The sequence below is a fragment of the Burkholderia sp. MSMB0856 genome, from assembly GCF_001524645.2.
Lineage (GTDB): Bacteria > Pseudomonadota > Gammaproteobacteria > Burkholderiales > Burkholderiaceae > Burkholderia > Burkholderia diffusa.
This window is the reverse complement of the sequence record NZ_CP013427.1, coordinates 3,015,708-3,038,291: the sequence shown is the minus strand read 5'-3', so window position 1 is coordinate 3,038,291 and position 22,584 is coordinate 3,015,708. Positions and strand designations below refer to the sequence as shown.

The 22,584-nt window shown below is 66.6% G+C and carries 20 protein-coding genes; 13 read left to right on the top strand and 7 right to left on the bottom strand.

What is annotated here, in order from left to right; genetic code table 11:
• Positions 1-112 precede the first annotated feature (112 nt).
• Positions 113-874, top strand: a complete 762-nt coding sequence (locus tag WS87_RS15380; protein WP_059528256.1) for a M48 family metalloprotease — start codon at positions 113-115, stop codon at positions 872-874.
• A 113-nt stretch (positions 875-987) separates the two neighbouring features.
• Here the strand turns inward: WS87_RS15380 and WS87_RS15375 are convergent, their stop codons facing one another.
• Genes WS87_RS15375 through WS87_RS15360 form a run of 4 tightly spaced genes read right to left on the bottom strand, consistent with a single transcriptional unit; the run spans position 988 to position 5,692 of the window.
• Complete coding sequence (locus WS87_RS15375) at positions 988-2,688, bottom strand: lactate permease LctP family transporter (protein WP_059820406.1); 1,701 nt, start codon at positions 2,686-2,688, stop codon at positions 988-990.
• A gap of 51 nt (positions 2,689-2,739) precedes the next feature.
• Entirely contained in the window at positions 2,740-4,185 is a 1,446-nt protein-coding gene (locus WS87_RS15370; RefSeq protein WP_059820405.1) for a LutB/LldF family L-lactate oxidation iron-sulfur protein, read from the bottom strand.
• Positions 4,182-4,895, bottom strand: a complete 714-nt coding sequence (locus WS87_RS15365) for a LutC/YkgG family protein (protein ID WP_059820426.1) — start codon at positions 4,893-4,895, stop codon at positions 4,182-4,184. Before WS87_RS15365 ends, WS87_RS15370 begins: the two co-directional genes overlap by 4 nt.
• Positions 4,892-5,692, bottom strand: coding sequence for a (Fe-S)-binding protein (locus WS87_RS15360; RefSeq protein ID WP_059820404.1), 801 nt, complete (start codon positions 5,690-5,692; stop codon positions 4,892-4,894). Before WS87_RS15360 ends, WS87_RS15365 begins: the two co-directional genes overlap by 4 nt.
• A gap of 132 nt (positions 5,693-5,824) precedes the next feature.
• Between WS87_RS15360 and WS87_RS15355 the strand changes: the two genes are divergently transcribed.
• The 5 genes from WS87_RS15355 (at position 5,825) to WS87_RS15335 (ending at position 11,251) form a co-directional block, all read left to right on the top strand.
• Positions 5,825-6,541, top strand: a complete 717-nt coding sequence (locus tag WS87_RS15355; RefSeq protein WP_059820403.1) for a FadR/GntR family transcriptional regulator — start codon at positions 5,825-5,827, stop codon at positions 6,539-6,541.
• Between the two features lie 224 nt (positions 6,542-6,765).
• Positions 6,766-8,391, top strand: coding sequence for a phospholipase D family protein (locus tag WS87_RS15350; protein WP_059820402.1), 1,626 nt, complete (start codon positions 6,766-6,768; stop codon positions 8,389-8,391).
• Between the two features lie 236 nt (positions 8,392-8,627).
• Positions 8,628-9,401 (top strand): class II aldolase/adducin family protein, encoded by a 774-nt coding sequence (locus WS87_RS15345; protein WP_059820401.1) that lies wholly within the window; start codon positions 8,628-8,630, stop codon positions 9,399-9,401.
• A 364-nt stretch (positions 9,402-9,765) separates the two neighbouring features.
• Positions 9,766-10,200 carry a CHRD domain-containing protein gene (locus WS87_RS15340; protein WP_059820400.1) on the top strand — a complete coding sequence of 145 codons (435 nt, stop codon included), beginning with the start codon at positions 9,766-9,768 and terminating at the stop codon, positions 10,198-10,200.
• A gap of 88 nt (positions 10,201-10,288) precedes the next feature.
• Positions 10,289-11,251, top strand: a complete 963-nt coding sequence (locus WS87_RS15335; RefSeq protein WP_059820399.1) for an alpha/beta hydrolase — start codon at positions 10,289-10,291, stop codon at positions 11,249-11,251.
• On the opposite strand, the gene WS87_RS15330 is transcribed toward WS87_RS15335, so the two are convergent.
• Positions 11,221-12,063 carry an EcsC family protein gene (locus WS87_RS15330; RefSeq protein WP_059528235.1) on the bottom strand — a complete coding sequence of 281 codons (843 nt, stop codon included), beginning with the start codon at positions 12,061-12,063 and terminating at the stop codon, positions 11,221-11,223. The two genes, WS87_RS15335 and WS87_RS15330, sit on opposite strands and share 31 nt — an antisense overlap.
• Before the next feature lie 107 nt (positions 12,064-12,170).
• On the opposite strand from WS87_RS15330, the gene WS87_RS15325 reads away from it, so the two are divergent.
• Positions 12,171-13,766 carry an MDR family MFS transporter gene (locus WS87_RS15325; RefSeq protein ID WP_059820398.1) on the top strand — a complete coding sequence of 532 codons (1,596 nt, stop codon included), beginning with the start codon at positions 12,171-12,173 and terminating at the stop codon, positions 13,764-13,766.
• 34 nt (positions 13,767-13,800) lie between these two features.
• Positions 13,801-14,247: a MarR family winged helix-turn-helix transcriptional regulator gene (locus WS87_RS15320; RefSeq protein ID WP_059820397.1), complete on the top strand. Its 447-nt coding sequence runs from the start codon at positions 13,801-13,803 to the stop codon at positions 14,245-14,247.
• 121 nt (positions 14,248-14,368) lie between these two features.
• Here WS87_RS15320 and WS87_RS15315 read toward each other — a convergent pair whose 3' ends face one another.
• On the bottom strand, positions 14,369-14,950 hold the full coding sequence (locus WS87_RS15315) for a DJ-1/PfpI family protein (RefSeq protein ID WP_014896064.1): 582 nt from the start codon (positions 14,948-14,950) through the stop codon (positions 14,369-14,371).
• A 163-nt stretch (positions 14,951-15,113) separates the two neighbouring features.
• Positions 15,114-16,394: an amino acid deaminase gene (locus WS87_RS15310; protein ID WP_059820396.1), complete on the bottom strand. Its 1,281-nt coding sequence runs from the start codon at positions 16,392-16,394 to the stop codon at positions 15,114-15,116.
• Between the two features lie 119 nt (positions 16,395-16,513).
• On the opposite strand from WS87_RS15310, the gene WS87_RS15305 reads away from it, so the two are divergent.
• From WS87_RS15305 to WS87_RS34245, 5 genes are all read left to right on the top strand, one after another.
• Positions 16,514-17,446, top strand: coding sequence for a MurR/RpiR family transcriptional regulator (locus WS87_RS15305; RefSeq protein ID WP_059528223.1), 933 nt, complete (start codon positions 16,514-16,516; stop codon positions 17,444-17,446).
• A gap of 2 nt (positions 17,447-17,448) precedes the next feature.
• Entirely contained in the window at positions 17,449-18,930 is a 1,482-nt protein-coding gene (locus WS87_RS15300) for an N-acyl-D-amino-acid deacylase family protein (RefSeq protein WP_059820395.1), read from the top strand.
• A gap of 123 nt (positions 18,931-19,053) precedes the next feature.
• Positions 19,054-19,440 (top strand): RidA family protein, encoded by a 387-nt coding sequence (locus tag WS87_RS15295; protein ID WP_006751946.1) that lies wholly within the window; start codon positions 19,054-19,056, stop codon positions 19,438-19,440.
• A 290-nt stretch (positions 19,441-19,730) separates the two neighbouring features.
• The gene (locus tag WS87_RS34250; protein WP_236873196.1) at positions 19,731-20,492 is read left to right on the top strand and encodes a hypothetical protein; all 762 of its coding nucleotides are present in this window, start codon (positions 19,731-19,733) and stop codon (positions 20,490-20,492) included.
• The gene (locus tag WS87_RS34245; RefSeq protein ID WP_236873195.1) at positions 20,446-22,530 is read left to right on the top strand and encodes a hypothetical protein; all 2,085 of its coding nucleotides are present in this window, start codon (positions 20,446-20,448) and stop codon (positions 22,528-22,530) included. The genes WS87_RS34250 and WS87_RS34245 overlap by 47 nt, the downstream gene beginning before the upstream one ends.
• Positions 22,531-22,584 lie beyond the last annotated feature (54 nt).

Sequence of the window (22,584 nt, the reverse complement as noted above, 5' to 3'; positions counted from 1 at the left end):
TTAGTTTCGAATCGCTGCGCAATCAAGTTGTCATTTGATGTAAACGTCTGGTAATTTTCTGCCGGATTATGCAAAATCGCCGCTCCTAAATACAACTACCGAGGGATCCGGGATGCATATCAAGAAAGCGGCGGCAGCGTGTGGCATGGCGTTCCTGTTGAGCGCATGCGGCGGCGTGCAGAATCTCGACGCGAACAGCCTGACATCGGCGGGGACCAGCCTGTTCAAGGCGGCGACGCTGTCGGACAGCGACATCGCGGCGCTGTCGAACGACTCGTGCAAGGCGAGCGACGCCGAATCGAAGATCGCCGCGCCGAATAGCGCGTACTCGAAGCGCCTGACGAAGGTGATGAAGGGCTTCGGCGACATGACGCTGAACGGCCAGAAGATCAACTACAAGGTCTACGTGACCAAGGACGTCAACGCGTGGGCGATGGGCAACGGCTGCGTGCGCGTATACAGCGGCCTGATGGACATGATGAACGACGACGAACTGCGCGGCGTGATCGGTCATGAAATGGGCCACGTCGCGCTGGGTCACTCGAAGAAGGCGATGCAGACCGCCTACGCGGTCAGCGCGGCGCGCACCGCGGCCGGCGCGGCATCGCCGGGCGTCGCGGCCCTGACGAGCTCGCAGCTCGGCGACATCACCGAGAAGTTCATCAACGCGCAGTTCTCGCAGACGCAGGAAAGCGCGGCCGACGACTACTCGTTCGACCTGATGAAGCAGAAGAACATGAACCAGAAGGGCCTCGTCACCGCGTTCCAGAAGCTCGCGCAGCTCGATGGCGGCAAGAGCTCGATGATGAGCTCGCACCCGTCGTCGGCGAGCCGTGCCCAGCACATCCAGGATCGCATCGCGAAGGGCAGCTGATCGCCGTCTGGTGCGCCGGCCGCGTCCGGCGCCCGGGATGAACGAAACCCCACGCTCTTGCGGGCGTGGGGTTTTTGTTTTTCGGCGAACCGGAAAGCGGCCGCGCCGCTTGCTTACGGCACCATCCCCGGCAGCACGTAGGCCTGCACGAGCGTGATCAGGCCGACGATCACCGCGAACAGCAGGCTGTGGCGCACCGTGAAGCGGAACAGCTCCGATTCCTTGCCGACGAGGCCGGTCGCCGCGCATGCGACCGCGATCGACTGCGGCGAGATCATCTTCGCGGTCACGCCGCCCGTGGTGTTCGCGGCGACGGCGAGCGTCTCGGGCACGCCGAGCTGGTGCGCGGTCGCTTGCTGCAGCGAGCAGAACAGCGCGTTCGACGACGTATCCGAGCCGGTCAGGAATACGCCGAGCCAGCCGAGGAACGGCGAGAAGAACGGGAACGCGGCGCCGGTCGCGGCGAGCATCAGCGCGAGCGTCGACGACATCCCCGAGTAGTTCGCGACGAACGCGAACGCGAGCACGAGGCCGATCGACAGGATCGGGCGCGTGAGTTCCTTCAGCGTCTCGCCGAACGTGACGAGCCCGTCGCGCGGCTTCATCCGCAACAGCGCCATCGAGATCAGCGCGGTCACGAGGATCGCGCTGCCCACCGCCGACACGAGATCGATCTTCAGCACGGCGTCGAGCACCTTCGGCGTCGCGGCGATCGGCGCGGTCTTCACGACGAGCTGGTCGAGGCCGGCCACATGGAACTTCAGCACGGTCGACGCGAGCGCGCCGTGCGCGGCGAACAGCGCCTTGAACGGCGCGATGCTCCACACGGTGACGACGGCCGTCAGGATCAGGAACGGCGACCACGCGCGTACGGTCTGCGCGAGCGTATACGGCGACGCTTGGCGGCTCGCCCCCGAGCTGTTGCCGCCCGCGCCGAAACCTGTGAGCGCCGCGCCGCCGCCGGACGCGACGAGGCCGCCGGCCGTCTGCTTCGCGCTGCTCGGCTGCCAGACCTTCAGGAACGCGGCAAGCGACACGAGGCTGACGAGCGACGACGTGATGTCCGGCAGTTCGGGCCCGATGTGGTTCGACGTGAAGTACTGCGTGATCGCGAAGCTGCCGCCGGCGACGAGCGCGGCCGGCCAGGTCTGCCGCACGCCGCGCAGCCCGTCCATCATGAACACGAGCCAGAACGGCACCGCGAGCGACAGCAGCGGCAACTGGCGGCCGGCCATCGCGCCGATGTGGAACGCGTCGATGCCGGTCACCTGTCCGGCGACGATGATCGGGATGCCCATCGCGCCGAATGCAACTGGCGCGGTGTTTGCAATCAGACACAGTCCGGCCGCGTGCAGCGGCTTGAAGCCGAGGCCGACGAGCAGGGCGGCCGTGATCGCGACGGGCGCGCCGAAGCCGGCCGCGCCTTCGAGGAACGCGCCGAACGAAAAGCCGATCAGCAGCATCTGCAGCCGCTGGTCGTCGGTGATCGCCAGCACCGACGCACGGATGATGTCGAACTGCCCCGTCTTCACGACGATCTTGTACAGGAACACGGCCGCGACGATGATCCACGCGATCGGCCACAGGCCGTACGCGAAGCCGAAGCCGGCCGCCGCGAGCGCCTGCGGCACGGGCATGCCGTACGCGAGGATCGCGACGCCGAGCGCCAGCAGCAGCGTGATCGCGGCGGCGACGTGCCCCTTCATCCGCAGTGCGGCGAGCGCGACGAAAAAGAAGATGATCGGGATCGCGGCGACGAGCGCCGACAGCCCGAGGCTGCCGAGCGGGGTGTAGATCTGATGCCAAACCTGCATGGGTGTCTCCTCCATGGATTGCTATCGGTACGGGTTTGAAAGCGAGGGGGTCTATTCGGGCTGGCCGCGTGCGCGCAGCAGGTCGGACAGGCTGCGCGGCGCCGGCTCGAGCGGCGTGCGGTGCTGCGTCCAGCCCATTTGCCTGGCCGGCGTCAGCGCGCGCAGCCGCGTCGCGGTCCAGCGGAATGCGCGATACGCACGCGGATGCGCGAATGCGCCGGACCAGAAGCGCCACACGAGGTCTTCCGCGCGGTTGTAGTTCGCGCCCTGGCCGCGCAGCGGATGCGCGACGGGTTCGTCGGGCTTGCGGTTCGCCTCGGTGCGCAGCCGCACGAGCAGCTCCGGGATCGGAATCCGGACCGGGCACACCTCGCCGCATGCGCCGCACAGCGTCGACGCGGTCGGCAGGTCGGCCGTCGCGTCGAGGCCGAGCAGGTGCGGCGAGATGATCTTGCCGATCGGGCCCGGGTAGGTCGTCCCGTATGCGTGGCCGCCGATGCGCGTATAGACAGGGCAGTGATTCATGCACGCGCCGCAGCGGATGCATTGCAGCGTCGCGCGCAGCTGTTCGTCGGCGTAGGCCTGCGTCCGGCCGTTGTCGAGCAGCACGAGATGCAGCTCGCGCGGACCGTCGCGTTCGCCGTCGCGGCGCGGGCCCGAGATCAGGTTGAAGTAGGTCGTGATCGCCTGGCCGGTGGCCGAGCGCGTCAGGAGACTCGACAGCGGCACGATGTGCTCGAGTTTCTCGACGACCTTCTCGATGCCCATGATCGCGACGTGCGTGTCGGGCACGGTGGTCGACAGCCGGCCGTTGCCCTCGTTCTCGACGAGCCACAGCGTGCCCGTGTCGGCCGCCGCGAAGTTCACGCCGGACAGGCCGATGTCGGCTTCCGCGAATGCGCGGCGCAGCGCGCGCCGGCCGGTCTGGATCAGCTCGTCGACGTCCTCCGTGTAGCGCGTGCCGGGGATGTGCTCCTCGAACAGCTCGGCGATGTCGCCGCGCGTCTTGTGGATAGCCGGCATCACGATGTGCGACGGCTTCTCGCCCGCGAGCTGCACGATGAACTCGCCCATGTCGGACTCGATGCAGTCGACGCCGTGATCCGCGAGGTAATGGTTCAGCTCGATTTCCTCGCTTGCCATCGACTTGCCCTTGATCACGCGGCGCGCCTTCTTCGCCTGCGCGATGCCGAGCACGATCGCATTCGCGTCGGCGGCCGTCTCGGCCCAGTGCACGTGCACGCCGGCCGCCGTGAGCTTCGCCTCCAGCCGCTCCAGCAGCGCGGGCAGTTGCGCGAGCGCGTGCTGCCGCACGGCTTCGCCGAGATCGCGCAGTTGCTGCAGCTCGGTGTCGTCGGGGAACTGGGTCGCGCGCTTGCCCTGCAGGAAGTCCATCGCGCCGCGAAAGCTCCGGCGCAGCGCGGGATCGTCGAGCGCGGCGCGCGCGCGGGCCTTGAAGTCGCCGGGGGCGACGAATTGCAGCGGTTGGTCGCTCATCGCGGCAGGTCCTGGCGGGCGGTTGCGGTCGGTTCGGTGACGATCACGACCCAGAGGTTGCGCGGCCCGTGTGCGCCATACGCGAGGGTCTGCTGGATGTCGGAGGTCTTCGACGGGCCCGACACCAGCACGACGTTGGTCGGCATGCCGGCGTGCCAGCGCTCCGCGTGCACGGCCGCGTGGAGGTCCGCGTGCAGCGTGTTCGCATGGACGAGCGCGACGTGCAGCGGCGGCACCAGCGACACCGTGCGCGGCGTGCCGGCATCGGGCGCGAGCACGACGGTGCCGGTCGCCGCGATGCCCGAGCGCGCGACGGTGAAGCCTGCGTCGATCGTGTCGAACAGCTCGGCTTTCCACGCGTCGATCGGCCGGTCGAACGGCACCGGCGCGACCGCGTCGGGCAGCGCACGCGCGAGGGCCGCGGATTCGGCACGGGCCGGGTCGAGCAGCAGGCGGCGCACGCCGGCGTCGGCGAGCCGTGCGGCAAGCTGCGCGGGCCACGCATCGGCGGTGGCGCACCAGACGTCGGCGTGCGATGCGGCGAGCGCGGCCTGCATCGTCTGCGCGAGCGTATGGGAATCGGGCGTGGCCGGTGCGCGGCGCGCCGTGTAGTGCGTGTCGATGCGCGCATCAAGGGCCGGCGCGGCGTTCGCGGCGGCGCCGGGCGCGGCGGCGCGCAGGCGCGCGAGGATGGCGTCGCGCGCGCTCATTTCGCGTCTCCGCGCAGCGAGCCGGCGCCTGCCGTGCGGCGCCACAGGAAGCTTGCGAGATGCTCGACGGGCAGCGTCGCGCCGGCCTTGGTCGCGGCGTGGCCGATGTTCAGCAGGCAGCCGCAGTCCGCCGACACGAGCCGGTCGCAGCCCGTCGCGCAGGCCGATGCGACCTTGTCGTGCACCATCGCGCCGGAGATGTCGGGGTGTTTCAGCGAGAACGTGCCGCCAAAGCCGCAGCATTCCGATTCGCGTTCGTGTTCGATGCGCGTGACGCCCGGCAGCGCGTCGACGAGCGCGACGCCGTGCACGCGCGTGCCCATCTCGCGGCGGGCCGCGCACGACGTGTGCAGCACCACGCGCTCGTTCGGGCCGGCGTTCGTGTCGATGTGGTCGAGTCGCACGTCGAGCACATGGACGAGGAATTCGGCGAGTTCGTAGGTGCGCTCCGCGATCGCGCGCGCCTTCGGGCCGTGCACGGGGTCGTCGGCGAACAGGGCCGGCCAATGGTGCCGGATCATGCCCGCGCACGAGCCGGACGGCACGATCACGGGCCACGGCTCGGCGAACAGATCGAGCTGCGCGGCCGCGACGCGGCGAGCCTCGTCGGGATTGCCGCTGCTGTAGGCCGGCTGCCCGCAGCAGCTCTGGCCGCGCGGATAGTGGACGGTCAAGCCTTCACGTTCCAGCAGGCGGACTGCGTCGAGCCCGGCTTCGGGGACGAACAGGTCGACCAGGCAGGTCGCGAACAGATAGACGTGCGCGGGGGCGGCGGCGGGGTAGTGCCTTTCGTTCATGTCTCGCTCCAGGGTGCCGGCCCGGCAAGCGAATGCGGGACGACGATTTCGCTGCATAATTCCCGCGACGGCGCCGCAGTTCAAATTGGTTGGGCCAATCGGCGCGGCGGGTATTCCGATGGGGAGACGGCAATGGCGGCGATGACGGCACGGGGCCGGACCGAAGTGGTGATGCGCAAGATCGAGACGGCGCTGCTCGACGGCACCTGGCCGGCCGGGGCGCGGCTGCCGGCCGAGCGCTTGCTCGCGCAACAGTACGGCGTGGCGCGCAATACGGTGCGCGAGGCGACGCAGCGGCTCGTCGCGCGCGGGCTGCTGCAGAGCCGGCGCGGCGCGGGCGTGTACGTGACGGACCAGTTGCGCGCGGGCATCGCGTCGCCGTGGGGCCAACTGGTCGCCGACCACCCGGCGCTGCGCGACGACATACTCGAATTCCGTCGCGTGCTCGAAGGCGCGACCGCGTATTTCGCCGCGCTGCGCGCGGATGCGAACGACCGGCGCCGGATCCGGACGCTGCTGCGCGAGCTCGAGACCGCGTACGCGAACGACGACGCGGCCGTCGAGGCATCGACCGACGCGAAGTTGCACGAGGCGATCGCGCAGGCGTCGCACAACACGATGTTCCTGCACCTGCATACGAGCGTGATCGGGATGCTGCGCGAGCACATCTCGATCAACGTCGCGGGGATGACGACGCACGACGAGCAGGCGTCAGAACTGCTGTTGCAGCAGCACCGGGTAGTTTGCGAGGCGATCTGCGCACACCGGCCCGAGGAGGCGCGCACCGCGATGCAGACCCATATCGACTACGTGCGCAGCCACTTCGAGCGAAGCGGCGATACGCCGTGAGATTGGTTGGACCATAGGTGCCGCGTGCCCGTCTGGCGGCCCAGCCGCGGGCTGCCGTTCCCGGATGCCCGCGCCGGAGGCGCGCGAGCGGTTCACGGCGCCGCATGCGCGAGCCGCGCGATTGACCGGTTCATCGGGCGCCCACTAGAATCGATTGGAACCACCCGTCAGCCGCACGCCGCGGCGATTGCGGACCTGTTGATCCGCCTGTCGAGGAAGTTTCCGTGCTCATGTCTTTGATCCGGCGCGCGCCGGCCGCGCTCTCATGGCGCGCCGCCTGCCGCCCGGCCCGCGCGCTCGCCGTCTGCGCGCTGCTGTCGCTGGTCGCCGCCTGCGCGACGCATCCGCCCGCCACCACGCTCGATCGCCCCGTCTCGCACGCATTGCCGACCGATACCGCGACGCCGCTGCGCAATGCGCTGGCCGCGCCGGAAGCCGCGCACCCGGGGCAATCGGGCTTCCGGCTACTGCCCGACGGCGCGACCGCGCTGCAGATGCGCATCGCGCTCGCGCGCGCGGCGACGAAGACGCTCGACATGCAGTACTACATCGCGACCGAGGACACGACCGGCAAGCTGCTGCTCGGTGCGGCGCTGTATGCGGCCGATCGCGGCGTGCGTGTGCGGATGCTGGTCGACGACCTGAATTTCCGCGACATCGACCGCGTCATGGCCGCGCTGAATACGCATCCGAAGGTCGAGATTCGCGTGTTCAACCCGTTCGGTGCGTCGCGGTACGGGATGGTCGAGCGCACGGCCAACTCCCTGACGCGGCTCGACAGCTTTACGCGGCGGATGCACAACAAGGCGATGATCGCGGACAACCAGATCGCGATCGTCGGCGGCCGTAATCTCGGCGACGAATACTTCAGCGCGAGCCCGACGCTGCAGTTCCGCGACCTCGACGTGCTCGCGGCCGGCCCCGTGACGAACGACATCTCCACGAGCTTCGACGACTACTGGGCAAGCGCGAGCAGCTATCCGCTGCGGGTGCTGAATCATCAGAAGTTTGACCCGAAGGATCTCGACGCGATGCGCGACGAGTTGCGCGACCACTGGCGCAAGAACGCCGACCCGTACAACGCGAAGCCGCTGAACGCGACGCCGCTCGCGCAGCAGATCGCGCGCGACGAGCTCGAGCTGGTGTGGGCGCCGGCCGAGTTCAAGGTCGACGCACCGGACAAGGTCATGCGGCCGACCGGCGCGTACGTGAGCCCGCCGATGCAGCGCCTCGTCGAACTGACGCGCGACGCGCAGCAGGAATTCCTCGCGTTTTCGCCGTACTTCGTGCCGCACGACGCGGGCGTGAAGATCCTCGGCGACACGGCCGCGCGCGGCGTGCGCGTTGCGATCCTGACCAATTCGCTCGCCGCGACCGACGCAGTCGCCGTGCAGGCCGGCTACGCGCCGTACCGCGTGCCGTTGCTGCAGCACGGCGTCGAGCTGTACGAATTCAAGGCGCGGCCGAACCCGCCGCGCGCGGGCCTGATCGGCTCGCGCTCGCGTGCGAGCCTGCATGCGAAGGCGTACGTGATCGACCGCAAGGTCCTCGTGATCGGGTCGCTGAACCTCGATCCGCGTTCGGCGTACCTGAATACGGAACTCGCGCTCGTGATCCACAGCCCGACGATCGCGCAGCAGGCCGCGGCGATCTTCGCGCGCGTGACGCAGCCCGACGAAAGCTACCGCGTGAGCCTCGCGACGCCGGCGGGCGGCGGCACGCCCGAACTCGAGTGGACCGGCACCGACAACGACGAGCCGGCCACCTATCACGTCGATCCGCATGCGGGGCTGATGCGCAACCTGATGACCGGCCTCTTCATGCTGCTGCCGGTCGAAGACCAGTTGTAAGGGCCGGAACGGCTCGGGCCAAACCCGCGATACCGGTGCGCGGGGAAAGGTGATATGGTTGTGCGCGCAACGATATGCGTATCGTGACGGGTGCCGCCGGACGGCTCGCGCAACGCGGGCCGCAGCGATGCCGAACGACGCGCTGCTCGCGCCTGCGCACCGCGCGCGCCGCCAGGAGACGAGGGACGATGCGCGAGCCGCCCGCGCGGCCGCCCCGCCCGCAACCGGAGTGCCTCATGCAACGTGTACCGAACCAGCCGTTCACGCGTCCCGCCCGCTTCTCCGAAGCCGAATGGCAGGCGCGCGTGCAGCTCGCGGCTGCCTACCGGATCTTCGACCATCTCGGCTGGACCGAGCTGATCTACAACCATATCTCGCTGCGCGTGCCGGGCGAGGACGGCCATTTCCTGATCAATCCGTTCGGGCTCCATTACCGCGAGGTATGCGCGTCGAACCTCGTGAAGATCGACATCGACGGCAATGTGATCGGCCATTCCGACTGGCCGATCAATCCGGCCGGCTTCACGTTCCACAGCGCGATCCATGCGGCGCTGCCCGACGCGCACTGCGTGATGCACGTGCACACGACGCCGACGATGGCCGTGTGCTGCTCGCGCGACGGGCTGTCGTTCTCGAACTTCTATTCGGCGCAGTTGTACGGGAAGATCGCGTATCACGATTTCGAGGGCATCACGGTGCACCTCGACGAAGGGCGGCGCATCGTCGAGAGCGCCGGCGGGCGGCCGGTGCTGCTGCTGCGCAACCACGGGCCCGTGACGATCGGCGCGACGCTCGCGCAGACCTTCTCGTTGATGTGGCTGCTCAATCGCGCGTGCGAGGTGCAGGTCGCGACCCACGCGATCGGCGACGCGCTGCCGATTGCGCCGCCGGTGCTCGAAGGCTGCGTGCGCGACTCGCTGAACTTCGATCCGAAGCACGGCGCGGGGCAGGACGCGTTCGACGCGTTGCAGCGCACCGTCGATCGGATCGATCCGGGCTATCGCGCGTGAGGGCGCGGGGGCGGCGCGACGTCGGACCCGATCGCCGCGGCGACAATCGATTCGTGATGCTTGACGGCCCGCGAAGCGGAATGTGCCCGACGCAGGCGTGCATGCCGCCCGGGCACGGGCAAAAAAAAACGCGGCCGGATGGCCGCGTGAATACTCGCAGACTCCTTCGGACGAAGGAAACAAGCAACTGTGAGACGAAGTGTAGCGAAAGGCCGCGCGCGGATTCAGGGCTCGCGCTGCAAAGGTCTCTTCCAGGTTCCGTCAGGCTGGCGAGCGACGCAGCGGTGCCGGATCGGCGACGATCGACTACCATCATGGAACGTCCCCCGTCCGGGTGGCGTACCCCGTCGTACAAGGAGGATTCATGCCGAAGCTGCATTTGCTCCAGGTGGCGTTGCTCGCGGGCGTCCTGGCCGCCGGCAGCGCCGCCGCCGAAACGGTGCGCCTGTCCGCCAATCTGCAGCCGTCGAGCGAAGTGCCGCCCACCGCGACCAAGGGCGCCGGCGCCGTCGCTGCGACCTACGACACGGCCACCCACATGCTGCAGTGGACGGTGACGTACGAACATCTCACGGGGCCGGCCACCGCCGCGCATTTCCACGGGCCTGCGCCGGTCGGCCAGAACGCCGGCGTGCAGGTGCCGATCCCGAAGGACGCGCTCGCGAGCCCGATCAAGGGTTCGAAGGAACTCACGGATTCGCAGGTGACCGACCTGATGGCCGGCAAGTGGTACTTCAACGTGCACACGAAGGAGCATCCGTCCGGCGAGATCCGCGGCCAGATGATGCCGGCGAGCTGAGGCCGGCGTTTGATATAGAGGCTCCCGTCGAGCGGCGCGGTGACGATCGCACGTACCATCGTCACACTGCGACGATGGAGTGTATTGGATGAGTTGGCAAAGCAAGTTCGCGTGCTGGCTGCTGCGCTGGCAGTTTCGTCCCGAGACCACGCGCCCGGTGCTCGACCCTGCCCGCGCGCGGCGCTTTACCGATCTGAGGATGATCGTGCCGCGTCGCACACCGTCGGGCTACCGGCTGCGCGAATGCTACGGCCCCGGCGACGCGCCGCTGCGCGGCGAATGGCTCGAACGCACCGATGCGGCCGCCGTTCGCGGGCCCGGCCGCACGCTGCTGTACTTCCACGGCGGCGGCTACTACTTCTGTTCGACGAAAACCCATCGGCCGCTCGTGTTCGGCCTCACGAAGCGCGCGGGCGTGCGCTCGTTCTCGCTCGACTACCGGCTCGCGCCCGAGAACCGCTTCCCGGCCGCGCTCGACGACGCGCTGGCCGCGTACCGGCAATTGCTCGCGCTCGGCACGCCGCCCGAGTCGATCGTGTTCGGCGGCGATTCGGCGGGCGGCGGCCTCGCGCTCGCGACGCTCGTCGCGCTGCGCGATCGCGGCGAGCCGTTGCCGGCCGGCGCGATCCTGTTCTCGCCGTGGACCGACCTGGCCGGCACCGGCGACACGATGCGCAGCAACGACGGCCTCGACCCGATGTTCGCGGCCGCGGCGCTGCCGAAGGCGGCGAAGCTGTATCTGGGGGACGAATCGGCGACGCATCCGTACGCGTCGCCGCTCTATGCGGACTTCACCGGGCTGCCGCCGCTCTTCATCCAGGCCGGCAGCACCGAGGTGCTCCTCGACGATTCGCGCCGCGTTGCCGACAACGCGAAGGCGGCCGGCGTGCCGGTGGAGATCGAGGTGTGGCCCGACATGCCGCACGTGTGGCAGCTCTACACGCCGATGGTGCCGGAGTCGCGCGACGCGCTCGACCGTGCGGCCGCATTCCTGCGCCGCGTCGCAGTCGAGCGGGCGGTTCAGCGCGTGGGCGAGCCGTCGATCGCCTGATACGCGGCCTTGACGGCGACCGGGCCGTACTTGCGTTCGAGCCGGCGCACGGTGAAGTGGCCGTGCGCCATCTGCTGGAAGTGGTCGATGAACAGCGTGTTGACGGTCGCCCCGAGCACCGCCCCGATCGCCGGGATCGACTTCGCGGCCATCTGCTCGGTGACCTGCACCGAGAAACGTGATGCCACCGTCTGCACGAGCTTGAACACCGCCGCCGAGCTGTGCGCGGTGATCCCTTTCGTCGTGATGTCCGACGACGCCTTCGAAATCGCCTGCGCGAGCGCGCCACGCAGCACGAAATAGCCGAGATCGGCGTCTTCTTCCCGCTTGTCCGCGTTGCCGCCCATGCCGAGCACGGCCAGGCACTGCAACTGCGTATCCACCGAGCCCAGGTCCTCCCCCTCGCTGCGCGCGATGTCGCACACCGAGCGGAAGATCAGCGTAGTCGTCACCGGCAGCTCGACCGGCAGCGCGAGAAAGCCGAACGCGCCGCCCGCCGCGCCGGTCGTCGCGACCGCGAGCTTGTGCAGCAGGTTGCTCGGCTTGTCCGGCTCGGCATCGGGCGTCTGCGGCTTGCCGAGCGTGCGCAGCGCGATGTTCAGGCACTTGCGCAGCGCCAGCTGCGTCGCATCGTTGATCTTGCCGGTCGCGAAGTCGGGCAACCGCGCGATCATCTTCTCGACCGGCGCGCCCAGCACGCCCGTCAGCTTCATCGTCAGCGACGGGCTTTCCAGCACCTGCTTCGCGCGCCGCAATGCGTCCTGGTCTTCCGGCGACAGCGTCGCGGCAGGCGTGATTGAAATCGGTTCCATCTTTCTCCCTGGCGGCCATCGGCCCCAAATCCGTCGCCAGCCTAGATTACTCCGGCGTGCTAGAATTTTGAGATTGTTTGACTCGTCAAAAGTTGCATCAACAAAAAATGGCCGTCCATACTGCCGCCCACCATTCGAGCGGGCAAGTCCTGCCGTTCCGCGAATCGCTGCTGGCGATGATCGGGATCTCGTTCGTCACCATGCTCGTCGCGCTCGACCAGACGGTCGTCGGCACCGCGTTGCCGACCATCGTCGCCGAGCTCAAGGGGTTCGACCTGTATGCGTGGGTCGCGACCTCGTACCTGCTCAGTTCCGTGATCACCGTGCCGATCTTCGGCCGCCTCGGCGATTATTACGGCCGCAAGCCGTTCGTGATCGTGTCGATCGTCGTGTTCACCGGCGCGTCGGTGCTGTGCGGGATGGCCAACGACATGCTGTTCCTGGTGCTCGCGCGCGGCCTGCAGGGGATCGGCGGTGGGATGCTGGTCGGCACCGCGTTCGCGTGCATTCCCGACCTGTTCCCCGATTCCGTCGTGCGGCTGCGCTGGCAGGTATTGATGAGCTCCGCGTTCGGCATCGCGAACGCGGTCGGGCCGTCGCTCGGCGGGATCCTGACCCAGTCGTTCGGCTGGCGCTCGGTGTTCTACGTGAACCTGCCGGTCGGCCTGCTGTCGCTGTTCTTCGTGTGGCGCTACCTGCCGCATCTGCGCCATGTCGAGCACGACCGCAAGATGCGGCTCGACTGGCCCGGCGCGCTGCTGATTGCGCTGTCGCTCGGCGCGCTGCAGCTGTTCGTCGAATGGCTGCCGAAGTACGGCGTCATGAGCTGGGCGTCGCTGCTGCTGATCGTCGCGGTCGGCGCTGGCGTCGGCTTGTGGCATTGGGAAAAGCGCTGCGCGCAGCCGATTCTGCCGTTCGACATGTTCGGCAACCGCGCGCTGTCGGCGCTGTTCGTGCTCGCGATCCTCGCCGGCTTCTCGATGTTCTCGCTGCTGTTCTACGCGCCGCTGCTGTTCCAGGGCGGCTTCGGCATGTCGCCGAAGGAGGCGGGGCTCGTGATCACGCCGCTCGTCGTGTTCATCACGATCGGCAGCATCATGAACGGCCGCGTCGTCACGCGCATCCGCAATCCGAATACGATGCTGCACGTCGGTTTCGTGCTGTTCGCGATCGCATGCGCAGGCATGGTCGTGTCGACGCACACGACGCCGACCTGGGTGCTGATGGCGCTGATGGTCGCCGGCGGCATCGGCCTCGGCTTCGTGCTGCCGAACCTCACCGTGTTCGCGCAGCAGACGGCCGGCCGCGAGCACCTCGGCATCGCGACGGCGCTGCTGCAGTCGCTGCGGATGGTCGGCGGGATGATCGGCACCGCGCTGACGGGCACACTGGTCAACCAGATGTATTCGAGCGGCGTGCGCGATGCGTTGTCGGGCGACCACGCGCTGCAGTGGCACGCGCAACTCGCCGATCCGCAGATCCTGATCGACCGCGCCGCGCAGGGCGGTCTCGTCGCGGAGCTGACCCGCGCCGGGCATAATGGCGCGCTGCTGCTGGAAGCGGCCCGCGAATCGCTGGTCGGCGCGATTCACCTGGGGGTCGCGATGGCGGCCGTCGTCGCCGTGGTGTCGGTGTGGCAGTGTCGCCGCGTGCCGCCGATCGCGCTGCGGCACAAGATCGAACCGCATGTCGCGGCCGATTGAACGATTCACCGATTGAACGAGTAGGCATCAGCGCATGGAAGAACAGGACCGCGTCGCGATCTTGCAGCAATTCGGACGCACGTATCGCGCGTTCTTGAGCGCGTTCGAAACGCACGTCGGGCAGCCGATGCCGCGCTGGCGCATCATGGTCGCGCTGCACACGATGGGCGGGCATTCGTCGCAGAAGAAGCTCGTCGAGGTGCTGCGCATCGATCCGGGCGCGCTCACGCGCCAGCTGAAATCGCTCGACGCGCTCGGCTGGATCGAGCGAGCGTCCGACGCCCGCGACAACCGCGTGACCAACGTCACGCTGACCGAAGACGGCCGCGCCGCGTTCGACGCGTGCCTGCCGCGCCGCAAGGCGTTTCTCGACCAGACGATGGCGCAACTGCCGGACGAGGTGCTGACCGCGCTGTCGGGTGCGCTGGCGATGCTGGAGTCGCGGATCGCGGAAGTCGGCTCGACGCCGGCGCAGCACTGAAGGGCAGGGCGCAAGCGGCACGACGGGGCGCGCCCCCGTCGACCGGTCCTGATCGGCGCGGCATGCGGGTCGCGCGAACCCGCCGCCGGCCGGCGTTTCACGTCATTTCATTCAGCTTCGTTCACAGCTCGATGCGCGTGCCCAGCAGCGCGAGGAACTGCGCGAGCCATGCCGGATGCGCGGGCCACGCGGGCGCGGTGACGAACGGCGCGTCGGTCACGGCCGCATCGACCGGGATGTCCGCGTATTCGCCGCCCGCGAGCTTCACTTCGGGCGCGCAGGCCGGGTAGGCCGAGATGCGCTTGCCGCGGATCACGTCGGCGGCCGCGAGCAGTTGCGCCGCATGGCAGATCGCGGCGATCGGCTTGCCGGCTTCGGCGAACGCGCGCACCAGCGCGATCACCTTCGCATCCAGACGCAGGTATTCGGGAGCGCGGCCGCCCGCGATCGCGAGCGCGTCGTAGGCCGACGCATCGACGTCGTCGAACGTCGCGTTCAGCGTGAAGTTGTGGCCGGGCTTCTCGGTGTAGGTCTGGTCACCCTCGAAATCGTGGATCGCGGTCTTGACCTTGTCGCCCGCGCGCTTGCCCGGGCAGACTGCATCGACGTGATGGCCGACGGCCTGCAGCGCCTGGAACGGCACCATCGTTTCGTAGTCTTCGGCGAAATCGCCGGTCAGGAACAGGATCTTCTTCGCGGCCATGGCTTTCTCCATTGAACAGCGTTGAGGGTCCGTTCGCGCCGCATGCGGCAGACGGCGCTGCGGCGGCGAAGCGGCCCCGAGGACGAAAGCGCAGTGTACTCCGGCCGCTTGAAGCGCGCGTGACGGCCGCCCCGCGCGGCGGCGGGGCGGGGCGCGCGGGGCGTCAGAAGAAGGTTTCGACGACTTCCGTCACGCGGAACTGCGGATCGAGGACGAGCAGCTGGCGCCACTTGTCGAACGTCAGGCACGGGTGCGAGATGTCGAACGCGACCATGTCGCCGACCTTTACGTCCGCGCCCGGCGGAATCTGCAGGTACGCGTGCTGGTCCATCATCCCGGTGACGGCCCAGCCTTCGCTTGCGGCGACATCGCGCGGCGCGCTGTCGCGGCCCGGGCGGAAGTGGCGCGCCGGCTCGGGCAGGCCCGCGTCGAACGCCGCGTCGCGCTTGCCGAGCGCGATGATCGCGCGATCCTGCTCCGGCACCGACTGCACGTATGCCCACAGCTGCAGCGCCGGCAGCAGCCCTTCGCCCATCCTGCGGGCGATCGGGTTGCGCGCGAACACGTCGGTCTGCGCCTTCTTGTAGATGCCGACGTCGTGCGTCAGGTAGCAGCCCGGACGCAGCACGACTTCCGCGAAACCGGCGTCGGACGCCTTCGCGAATTCCTCCGCGACCACGTCGTACCACGCCGAGCCGGCGCCCGACAGGATCGCCGGCGTGCGCGCGAAACGGCCGGCTTCGGCCAGCTCACGCGTGAGCGCGACCGCGTCCTGCAGGAACGTGCGGATCTCGCCTTCCTCCTTCAGCACGCCTTCGTAGAGTTCGATGCCGGCCAGCTTCAGCGTGTCCGGATAGCGCGCGATCGCGTCGAGCACGGCCTGGCGTTGCGCGGCGTCGCGCACACCCGCGCGGCCGCCCGGCACGCCGAGCTCGAGCAGGACGTTCAGCGTTTTCTTCGCGTCGCCGAAGAAGCGGCCGAGCTGGTCGACGCTGTCGGCCGAATCGACGAGGCAGAAGAATTCGAACTCGGGATCGGACAGCAGCTGCGCGATGATCGCCATGTTCTGGCGGCCGACCAGCTGGTTCGCGAGCAGCACGCGCCGCACGCCGCCGTGATACGCGGCCTGCGTCTGGTGCGCGGTCGCGAGCGTGATGCCCCATGCGCCGGCGTCGAGCTGGCGGCGGAACAGTTGCGGCGCCATCGTCGTCTTGCCGTGCGGCGCGAACTTCACGCCGTATTGCTGGACGAACGCCTGCATCCAGTTCAGATTGTGTTCGATGCGATCCGCGTACAGCACGGCGGCCGGCAGGCTGACGTCTTCCGCGAGCAGGTTCCACTCGAGGCGGCCCGCGTCGTCGAGCGGCACGCTCGCGCTCGGCAGGTTGCCGAGGCCCTTGCCCAACGGATTGATTGTCGGTTCCTGATAGTTTGTAACTTTCATGTCATCCCGCTCCATCATCACTATGCATTGCACTGAAGTTGACATGCAGATGGTACAGAAAGTAGCATCGGCGCGGTGATGTTATTTAGTAACATGAGACGCCAGATCCTTTTCAGCAGATGAATTCGTCCGCCACTCCGTCCGCTCCGTTCGCAGCCGAATCGGCTTCGGTCGCCCAGCCGGTCCTCGACATCGTCGCGCGGATCGCCGAATGCGCGCCCGAGTTGCGCGAGGCCGAACGCAAGGTCGCCGCGTTCATCCTCGCCGATCTCGCGCGCGCCGCGCATGCGAGCATCGGCGCGCTCGCGCGCGACGCGGGGGTCAGCGTCGCGACGGTCACGCGTTTCGCGAAGGCCGTCGGCTGCCGCGACGTGCGCGAACTGAAGGTGCTCGTCGCGCAGGCGGCGGCCGTCGGCCAGCGCTTTTTCGTGCCGGCCGACGAGCATCCCGAAGAAGACGCAAGCCCCGCATCGGTCGTCTACGACGAAATCCGCGTGGCGCTCGCGCACAATCACCAGCTGCTGCGCAACACGTCGTTCGACGCGGCGGCCGACCTGCTCGCCGGCGCGAAGATGATCTACGTGTACGGGCAGGGCGGCGGCTCGACCGCGCTCGCCGACGAATTGCGCTTCCGGCTCGTGCGTTTCGGCCGGCCGGTCGCGAGCTACCAGGACAGCCTGCTGCAGCGGATGGTGGCGGCGACGCTGTCGCGCGACGCCGTGGTCGTCGCGCTGTCGGTGAGCGGGCGCGTGCCCGAGCTGCTCGAGAGCTGCCGTCTCGCGAAGCGCTACGGCGCGAAGCTGATCGCGATCACCGCGCCGGCCTCGCCGCTCGCGAAGCTTGCCGACCATCTGATCCCGGTCGTCGCGTTCGAAACCGATTTCATTTACAAGCCTTCGACGTCGCGCTACGCGATGATGATGGCGATCGACGTGCTCGTCACCGGAGTCGCATTGCGGCTCGGCGATGCGGGCCGAGAATCGCTGCGCCGCATCAAGCATGCGCTCGATGCGCATCGCGGCGGCGGAGACCGTCAACCGGTAGGAGACTGACCATGCATTCGCATCCCGAAGCCGCTGATACGCTGATCGTCGGCGCGCAGCTGTACGACGGCACCGGCGCGCCGCCCGTCACGCGCGACGTCGCGATCCGCAACGGCGTGATCGCGGCGATCGGCAATCTGTCGAACTGGCTCGCCGAGACCGTCATCGATGCGAACGGCCGCGCGCTCGCGCCGGGCTTCGTCGACGTGCACACGCACGACGACACGCACGTGATCCGCGCGCCGGAGATGCTGCCGAAGATCTCGCAGGGCGTGACGACCGTGATCGTCGGCAACTGCGGGATCAGCGCGTCGCCGGTGACGCTCGCGGGCGATCCGCCGGACCCGATGAACCTGCTCGGCGATCGCGACGCGTTTCGCTATCCGACCTTCGCCGCCTATGTCGCGGCCGTCAACGACGCGCGTCCGGCCGTGAACGTCGCGGCGCTCGTCGGGCACACCGCGCTGCGCAACAACCAGATGGACCGCCTCGACCGCGCGGCGACCGACGGCGAAATCGCCGGAATGCGCACGCAGCTCGAGGAGGCGCTCGCGAACGGCGCGCTCGGGCTGTCGTCGGGCCTCGCATACGGCTCCGCGTTCGCGGCGCCGGCCGAGGAGGTGATGGCGCTCGCCGAACCGCTCGCGAATGCGGGCGCGCTGTACACGACGCACATGCGCACCGAGTTCGACGCGATCCTCGACGCGATGGACGAGGCTTATCGCGTCGGCCGTCACGCGCAGGTGCCGGTCGTGATCTCGCACCTGAAATGCGCGGGCCCGTCGAACTGGGGGCGCAGCACCGAGGTGCTCGCGTCGCTCGAAGGCGCGCGCCGCTACCAGCCGGTCGGCTGCGACTGCTATCCGTACAGCCGCAGCTCGTCGACGCTCGACCTGAAGCAGGTGACGGGCGACATCGACATCACGATCACGTGGTCGGAGCCGCATCCGGAAGTCGCGGGCAAGCTGCTGAAGGCGATCGCGGCCGACTGGGGCGTGACCGAGCAGGAGGCCGCGCAGCGGATCCGCCCGGCCGGCGCCGTGTATCACAACATGTCCGAGGACGACGTGCGGCGGATCCTGTCGCACCCGGCGACGATGGTCGGCTCGGACGGCCTGCCGAACGATCCGCTGCCGCACCCGCGGCTGTGGGGCGCATTCCCGCGCGTGCTCGGCCATTACGTGCGCGACACGAACCTGCTGCCGCTCGAGGAAGCGATTCGCAAGATGACGTCGCTGTCCGCGCGCCGCTACGGGATCGCACGGCGCGGCGAAGTGCACGTCGGCTACCACGCGGATCTCGTGCTGTTCGATCCGGCGCGCGTGATCGATGCCGCGACGTTCGAGAAGCCGCAGCAGCCCGCGCACGGGATCGACGCGGTGTGGGTGAACGGCGTGCTGACCTACGAGAACGGCCAGCCGACCGGCGCGCGCGCCGGCGGTTTCGTCGCGCGCGGCGAGCGCGTGCCGGCGAGTGCCGACGCCGCGTTCTGAACGCGGTCCCGATCCGATTTGCCGCGTGCGCCATGTCGGCGCGCGCATCCGCAACCGTGCGTTGCATGGGACCGGCGCTGGCGCTTGCGTGCCGACGCCGGTCGACAAACAAGGAGTGAAACGATGAAGCGATATGGCGTAGGCGAAGCGAAGGGTACCGGCGGCCAGGTGATGCCGTTTGCACGCGCGGTCGAGGCCGACGGCTGGCTGTACGTGTCGGGCCAGACGCCGATGGTGAACGGCGAGGTCGTCGAAGGCGGGATCGTCACGCAGTCGAAGCAGACGATCGAGAACGTGATCGCGATCCTGAAGGAAGCCGGCTACGGCCTCGAACACGTCGTGCGCTGCGGCGTGTGGCTCGACGACGCACGCGATTTCGCGTCGTTCAACAAGGTGTTCGTGTCGTACTTCGGCGAGCATCCGCCGGCACGCGCGTGCGTGCAATCGAGCATGGTCATCGACTGCAAGGTCGAGGTCGATTGCATCGCTTACAAGGCGCCGGCGAAGTAACGCGGCGAGGGCGAATTGTTGTGCAACGAGGCCGGCGCATTAACGTGCGCCGGCCTCGTTGCGTTGAGGCGCTTTCGATGGATTTCTGATCAGTTGCGTTTGATGCTGGAATTTTGCGGTTTGTAACAAAGCCGCTCTGAGCAGTGGGGAGGGCGCGACGCTTTCGTTGGGCAGGAAGAGCCGAGGTTGGGATGTTGTTCAAGAATAGCGTCGACAGTTTCGGTTAAACCAGATCCGAGTACGCGTTGTATGGTCTGGTCACGCTAAGGATTCTCTGAATAAATCAGATCGTGACCGACAAACCCGCACCGAAGAAAGCCTCACCAACTCCAGAGGCCACCAATGCCCGGTTGAAGCTACTGCCGTTTACATTTCCTTTCCTGCGCAAAGGACAAGGCAAATCCACGACTTCTTCACGATTTACCGACGAGAACGAGATATACCGGCTACTCGCCGAACGAGAGCCTTCAGGCGCGTATCTCGTCAGTCGGAAAGGGATGTGGCACGGCGGCATCCACGTCACTGAGGCCGGCGCAGGGCAATCGCTGGACCTCGATGCGGGATTGCGCTGCATCGCTGACGGCGAGCTAGTCGCGTTTCGCATCGACAAGACCTATCCGGTCAGTGAGATCGCAACGGCAGATGGCGGATTGCCGTACGAGGCATCGTATAGCACGGGCTTCGCGCTGGTACGGCACACGATGGAGTTTCCGCGGGACACGAAGCTGACGTTTTACAGCCTATACATGCACCTGATGTCCTGGGAAGACTACACAAACTTCCCGAAGCGGGAAAAGCCGTCGTATTGGCCGCGGCAATGGCTGGTGACGCAGTATGCGCAGGATAAGCAAGCGTCAGGCCGAAGCGGGCAGGTTCCCGATCCGGCACAGCAGGGGCTGCGTATTCGCAAGACCCAGGGAGGGAGTCCCATCGCGATTCTGCCGCAAGGAGCCAACGTCGGTATCGGAAAGATTGAGACGAAGAACGGAAAGCCGTGGGGGGCAGTTGACGGATCTTCGTGGGACGTCACTGTATCCACAGAAAGCCGGTGAATACGTCGAGCCGTCGAGTGCGATCGGTAAGTGGGTGTTTCTCGGCCAGGAAAACGGTGGTCCGGTCGCCGAAGAGACGGTTGAGGACGCTGTATTTGATCGGGTTGTCGTGACGACGGGCCAGGGCGCGGCAGGCAACACGCCCGGTATTCCAGTCAAAGCAGGAGACCTGATTGGGCACTTGGGGCGCTACGACTCGCTGAACCAGTGTAGTTCGGGAACCCGAATGGCACACATTGAAGTCTTCTGCGATGACAGCATCCAGCCGTTCCTCGAAAAGGGGCGTGCATGGGTCAATCAACACAGCCCAAACAAGGAGGATTGGACGGCACTTGGCCTGCCATCCGAGCCGACGATCCTGCGGATCGCGCCGGGCACGTTGCTGTATCAACGTACTCAAGACAAGAAAAAATTTGTTCCTGGTGTTGATCCACAGTTGAGAAAAACGGGCGCCGTTCAGGTGTATTCGCTCGCCGAACTGGCGCGTGACCCGAATCGACGAGTCGCTGAGCCGCATCCGAATCCCGATCCGGGTTATCCAGTGAACTGGTGGCACGTTGACGGTGTGAATGCACAAGGTCAACCGATTGACGGCTGGGTGTGCGACTTCAACCACGCGGGCGGTCGGGTGACGCGGGAATTCGCGCAGAAGTGGATTGATTTCGAGTGCTTGGCGGATGCCCATGATCCGGCGCATACGATCTTTGCGACAACGCAGGGGTGGGTTGATTATGCGAGCGGAGCCAATGTTGACGACCTTGCTTCGCGTTCGAAGCTCAGTCCGTTGATGCTTAAGGTGTATGACGCCCTGATTACCAGAGGCGATGGTAAGCATGCGGCTGATGAGCTATGTGCGCTGTCACGGACCGAGCGTGGTGGATATCCGTGGTTGATGCAGGCGGCGTCCCGATTGATTGTTAAGCATGAGAGCGAGTGGGCGAATCCGTCGAAATGGAAGCAGTTGATCACCGAGTTGGAAAAGCAGACGGGGCCGAAGTCGCAGCATGAGGAAGAGCAGAAGCGGATCAAGAAACTCGCATGGTGGGATGACGTCAAGGCACGTATCCCGGGTTTTCCTACGACGGATGTCTTTCACCTTCACCCAATTGCACTGCGAGCCAACTTTGCCTCAGCCCCCGACGCGTGCCAGTGCGGCTGCTGTTACGAGGAGGTATTTCAGATCACTCGCATGGGATCCAATTATGGTCCAGTTTACTGGGGCTCCAAGCCGATGGCAAAGTCGACGGTGCTGGGTGATATGGTGAGTGCTGGGGAGTTGTCCTCAAGTGAACAGAGGATACTTGTTGCCATGTCTGAAAACGAAGGAAATTTGGATGCCGTACAGTCATATGACAGCGAAGTCGTAACTGCAGGGGCAATGCAAAAAACGATTAATTCATATGGAAATGGAGAATTTCCTGAGCAGGTTGCACAGTTCAAAAAATTCAACGAAGCTGACTATCGAGTTCTATTCGAACGATGCGGGTGGATGGTCGATGGGGCTGGACCGACGGCTACCATGTACTATTCTCATCCGATACTTACTGGGGGAGAAAAAATTACTGGAGACGGCTTGAAAAAGCTTATCAGAAACGGGTGTTCGAAGAGTAGTTTCAAGTCTAGGATCAAGAATGAACCCCTGGCGGCCATTGTTCATGCGATTTCTAGCAGATCATACGAAAAACGCCAGTTGATGGATTTCGTTGACCGTCTAAGAAACATAGTATTGCCCACTGTTCCGGCGCGTTATTCGTGCACAGTTGGCGAATATTTTGCATCGGATCTCGGCCGGGCAACGGCGCTGGATCAAAGTGTAAACAGGCCGTCTTATGTCGGACCAGACATCGGCAAGGCGCTAGATACATTCTTCTCCCGTCACCCATCTATTCCAAGAAATCCGGACGAATGGGGAGATAGTCGTGCGGATTACGAATATGAAATACTGGAAATATATGGTCCGGATAGGCGGATGGCAAAGGTTGGTGGCGTGAGCGTTGCTCCCGCAAGATATTCATCACTCAAGAACGGGCTTTCTTAAAGGAGGTGTCGTTGAATTTTATTCGATTTGTTTTGGTTAAATGTTTGTCGGTGG

Excerpts from the sequence above, each read along its gene's own strand:
- WS87_RS15355 (WP_059820403.1), top strand. The coding sequence starts at position 5,825 with ATGGCGGCGATGACGGCACGGGGCCGGACCGAAGTGGTGATGCGCAAG.
- WS87_RS15305 (WP_059528223.1), top strand. The coding sequence starts at position 16,514 with ATGAATTCGTCCGCCACTCCGTCCGCTCCGTTCGCAGCCGAATCGGCT.
- WS87_RS15315 (WP_014896064.1), bottom strand. The coding sequence starts at position 14,950 with ATGGCCGCGAAGAAGATCCTGTTCCTGACCGGCGATTTCGCCGAAGAC.
- WS87_RS15300 (WP_059820395.1), top strand. The coding sequence starts at position 17,449 with ATGCATTCGCATCCCGAAGCCGCTGATACGCTGATCGTCGGCGCGCAG.
- WS87_RS15340 (WP_059820400.1), top strand. The coding sequence starts at position 9,766 with ATGCCGAAGCTGCATTTGCTCCAGGTGGCGTTGCTCGCGGGCGTCCTG.
- WS87_RS15320 (WP_059820397.1), top strand. The coding sequence starts at position 13,801 with ATGGAAGAACAGGACCGCGTCGCGATCTTGCAGCAATTCGGACGCACG.
- WS87_RS15310 (WP_059820396.1), bottom strand. The coding sequence starts at position 16,394 with ATGAAAGTTACAAACTATCAGGAACCGACAATCAATCCGTTGGGCAAG.
- WS87_RS15325 (WP_059820398.1), top strand. The coding sequence starts at position 12,171 with ATGGCCGTCCATACTGCCGCCCACCATTCGAGCGGGCAAGTCCTGCCG.
- WS87_RS15375 (WP_059820406.1), bottom strand. The coding sequence starts at position 2,688 with ATGCAGGTTTGGCATCAGATCTACACCCCGCTCGGCAGCCTCGGGCTG.
- WS87_RS15335 (WP_059820399.1), top strand. The coding sequence starts at position 10,289 with ATGAGTTGGCAAAGCAAGTTCGCGTGCTGGCTGCTGCGCTGGCAGTTT.
- WS87_RS15360 (WP_059820404.1), bottom strand. The coding sequence starts at position 5,692 with ATGAACGAAAGGCACTACCCCGCCGCCGCCCCCGCGCACGTCTATCTG.
- WS87_RS15380 (WP_059528256.1), top strand. The coding sequence starts at position 113 with ATGCATATCAAGAAAGCGGCGGCAGCGTGTGGCATGGCGTTCCTGTTG.
- WS87_RS15370 (WP_059820405.1), bottom strand. The coding sequence starts at position 4,185 with ATGAGCGACCAACCGCTGCAATTCGTCGCCCCCGGCGACTTCAAGGCC.
- WS87_RS15345 (WP_059820401.1), top strand. The coding sequence starts at position 8,628 with ATGCAACGTGTACCGAACCAGCCGTTCACGCGTCCCGCCCGCTTCTCC.
- WS87_RS15330 (WP_059528235.1), bottom strand. The coding sequence starts at position 12,063 with ATGGAACCGATTTCAATCACGCCTGCCGCGACGCTGTCGCCGGAAGAC.
- WS87_RS15365 (WP_059820426.1), bottom strand. The coding sequence starts at position 4,895 with ATGAGCGCGCGCGACGCCATCCTCGCGCGCCTGCGCGCCGCCGCGCCC.
- WS87_RS15295 (WP_006751946.1), top strand. The coding sequence starts at position 19,054 with ATGAAGCGATATGGCGTAGGCGAAGCGAAGGGTACCGGCGGCCAGGTG.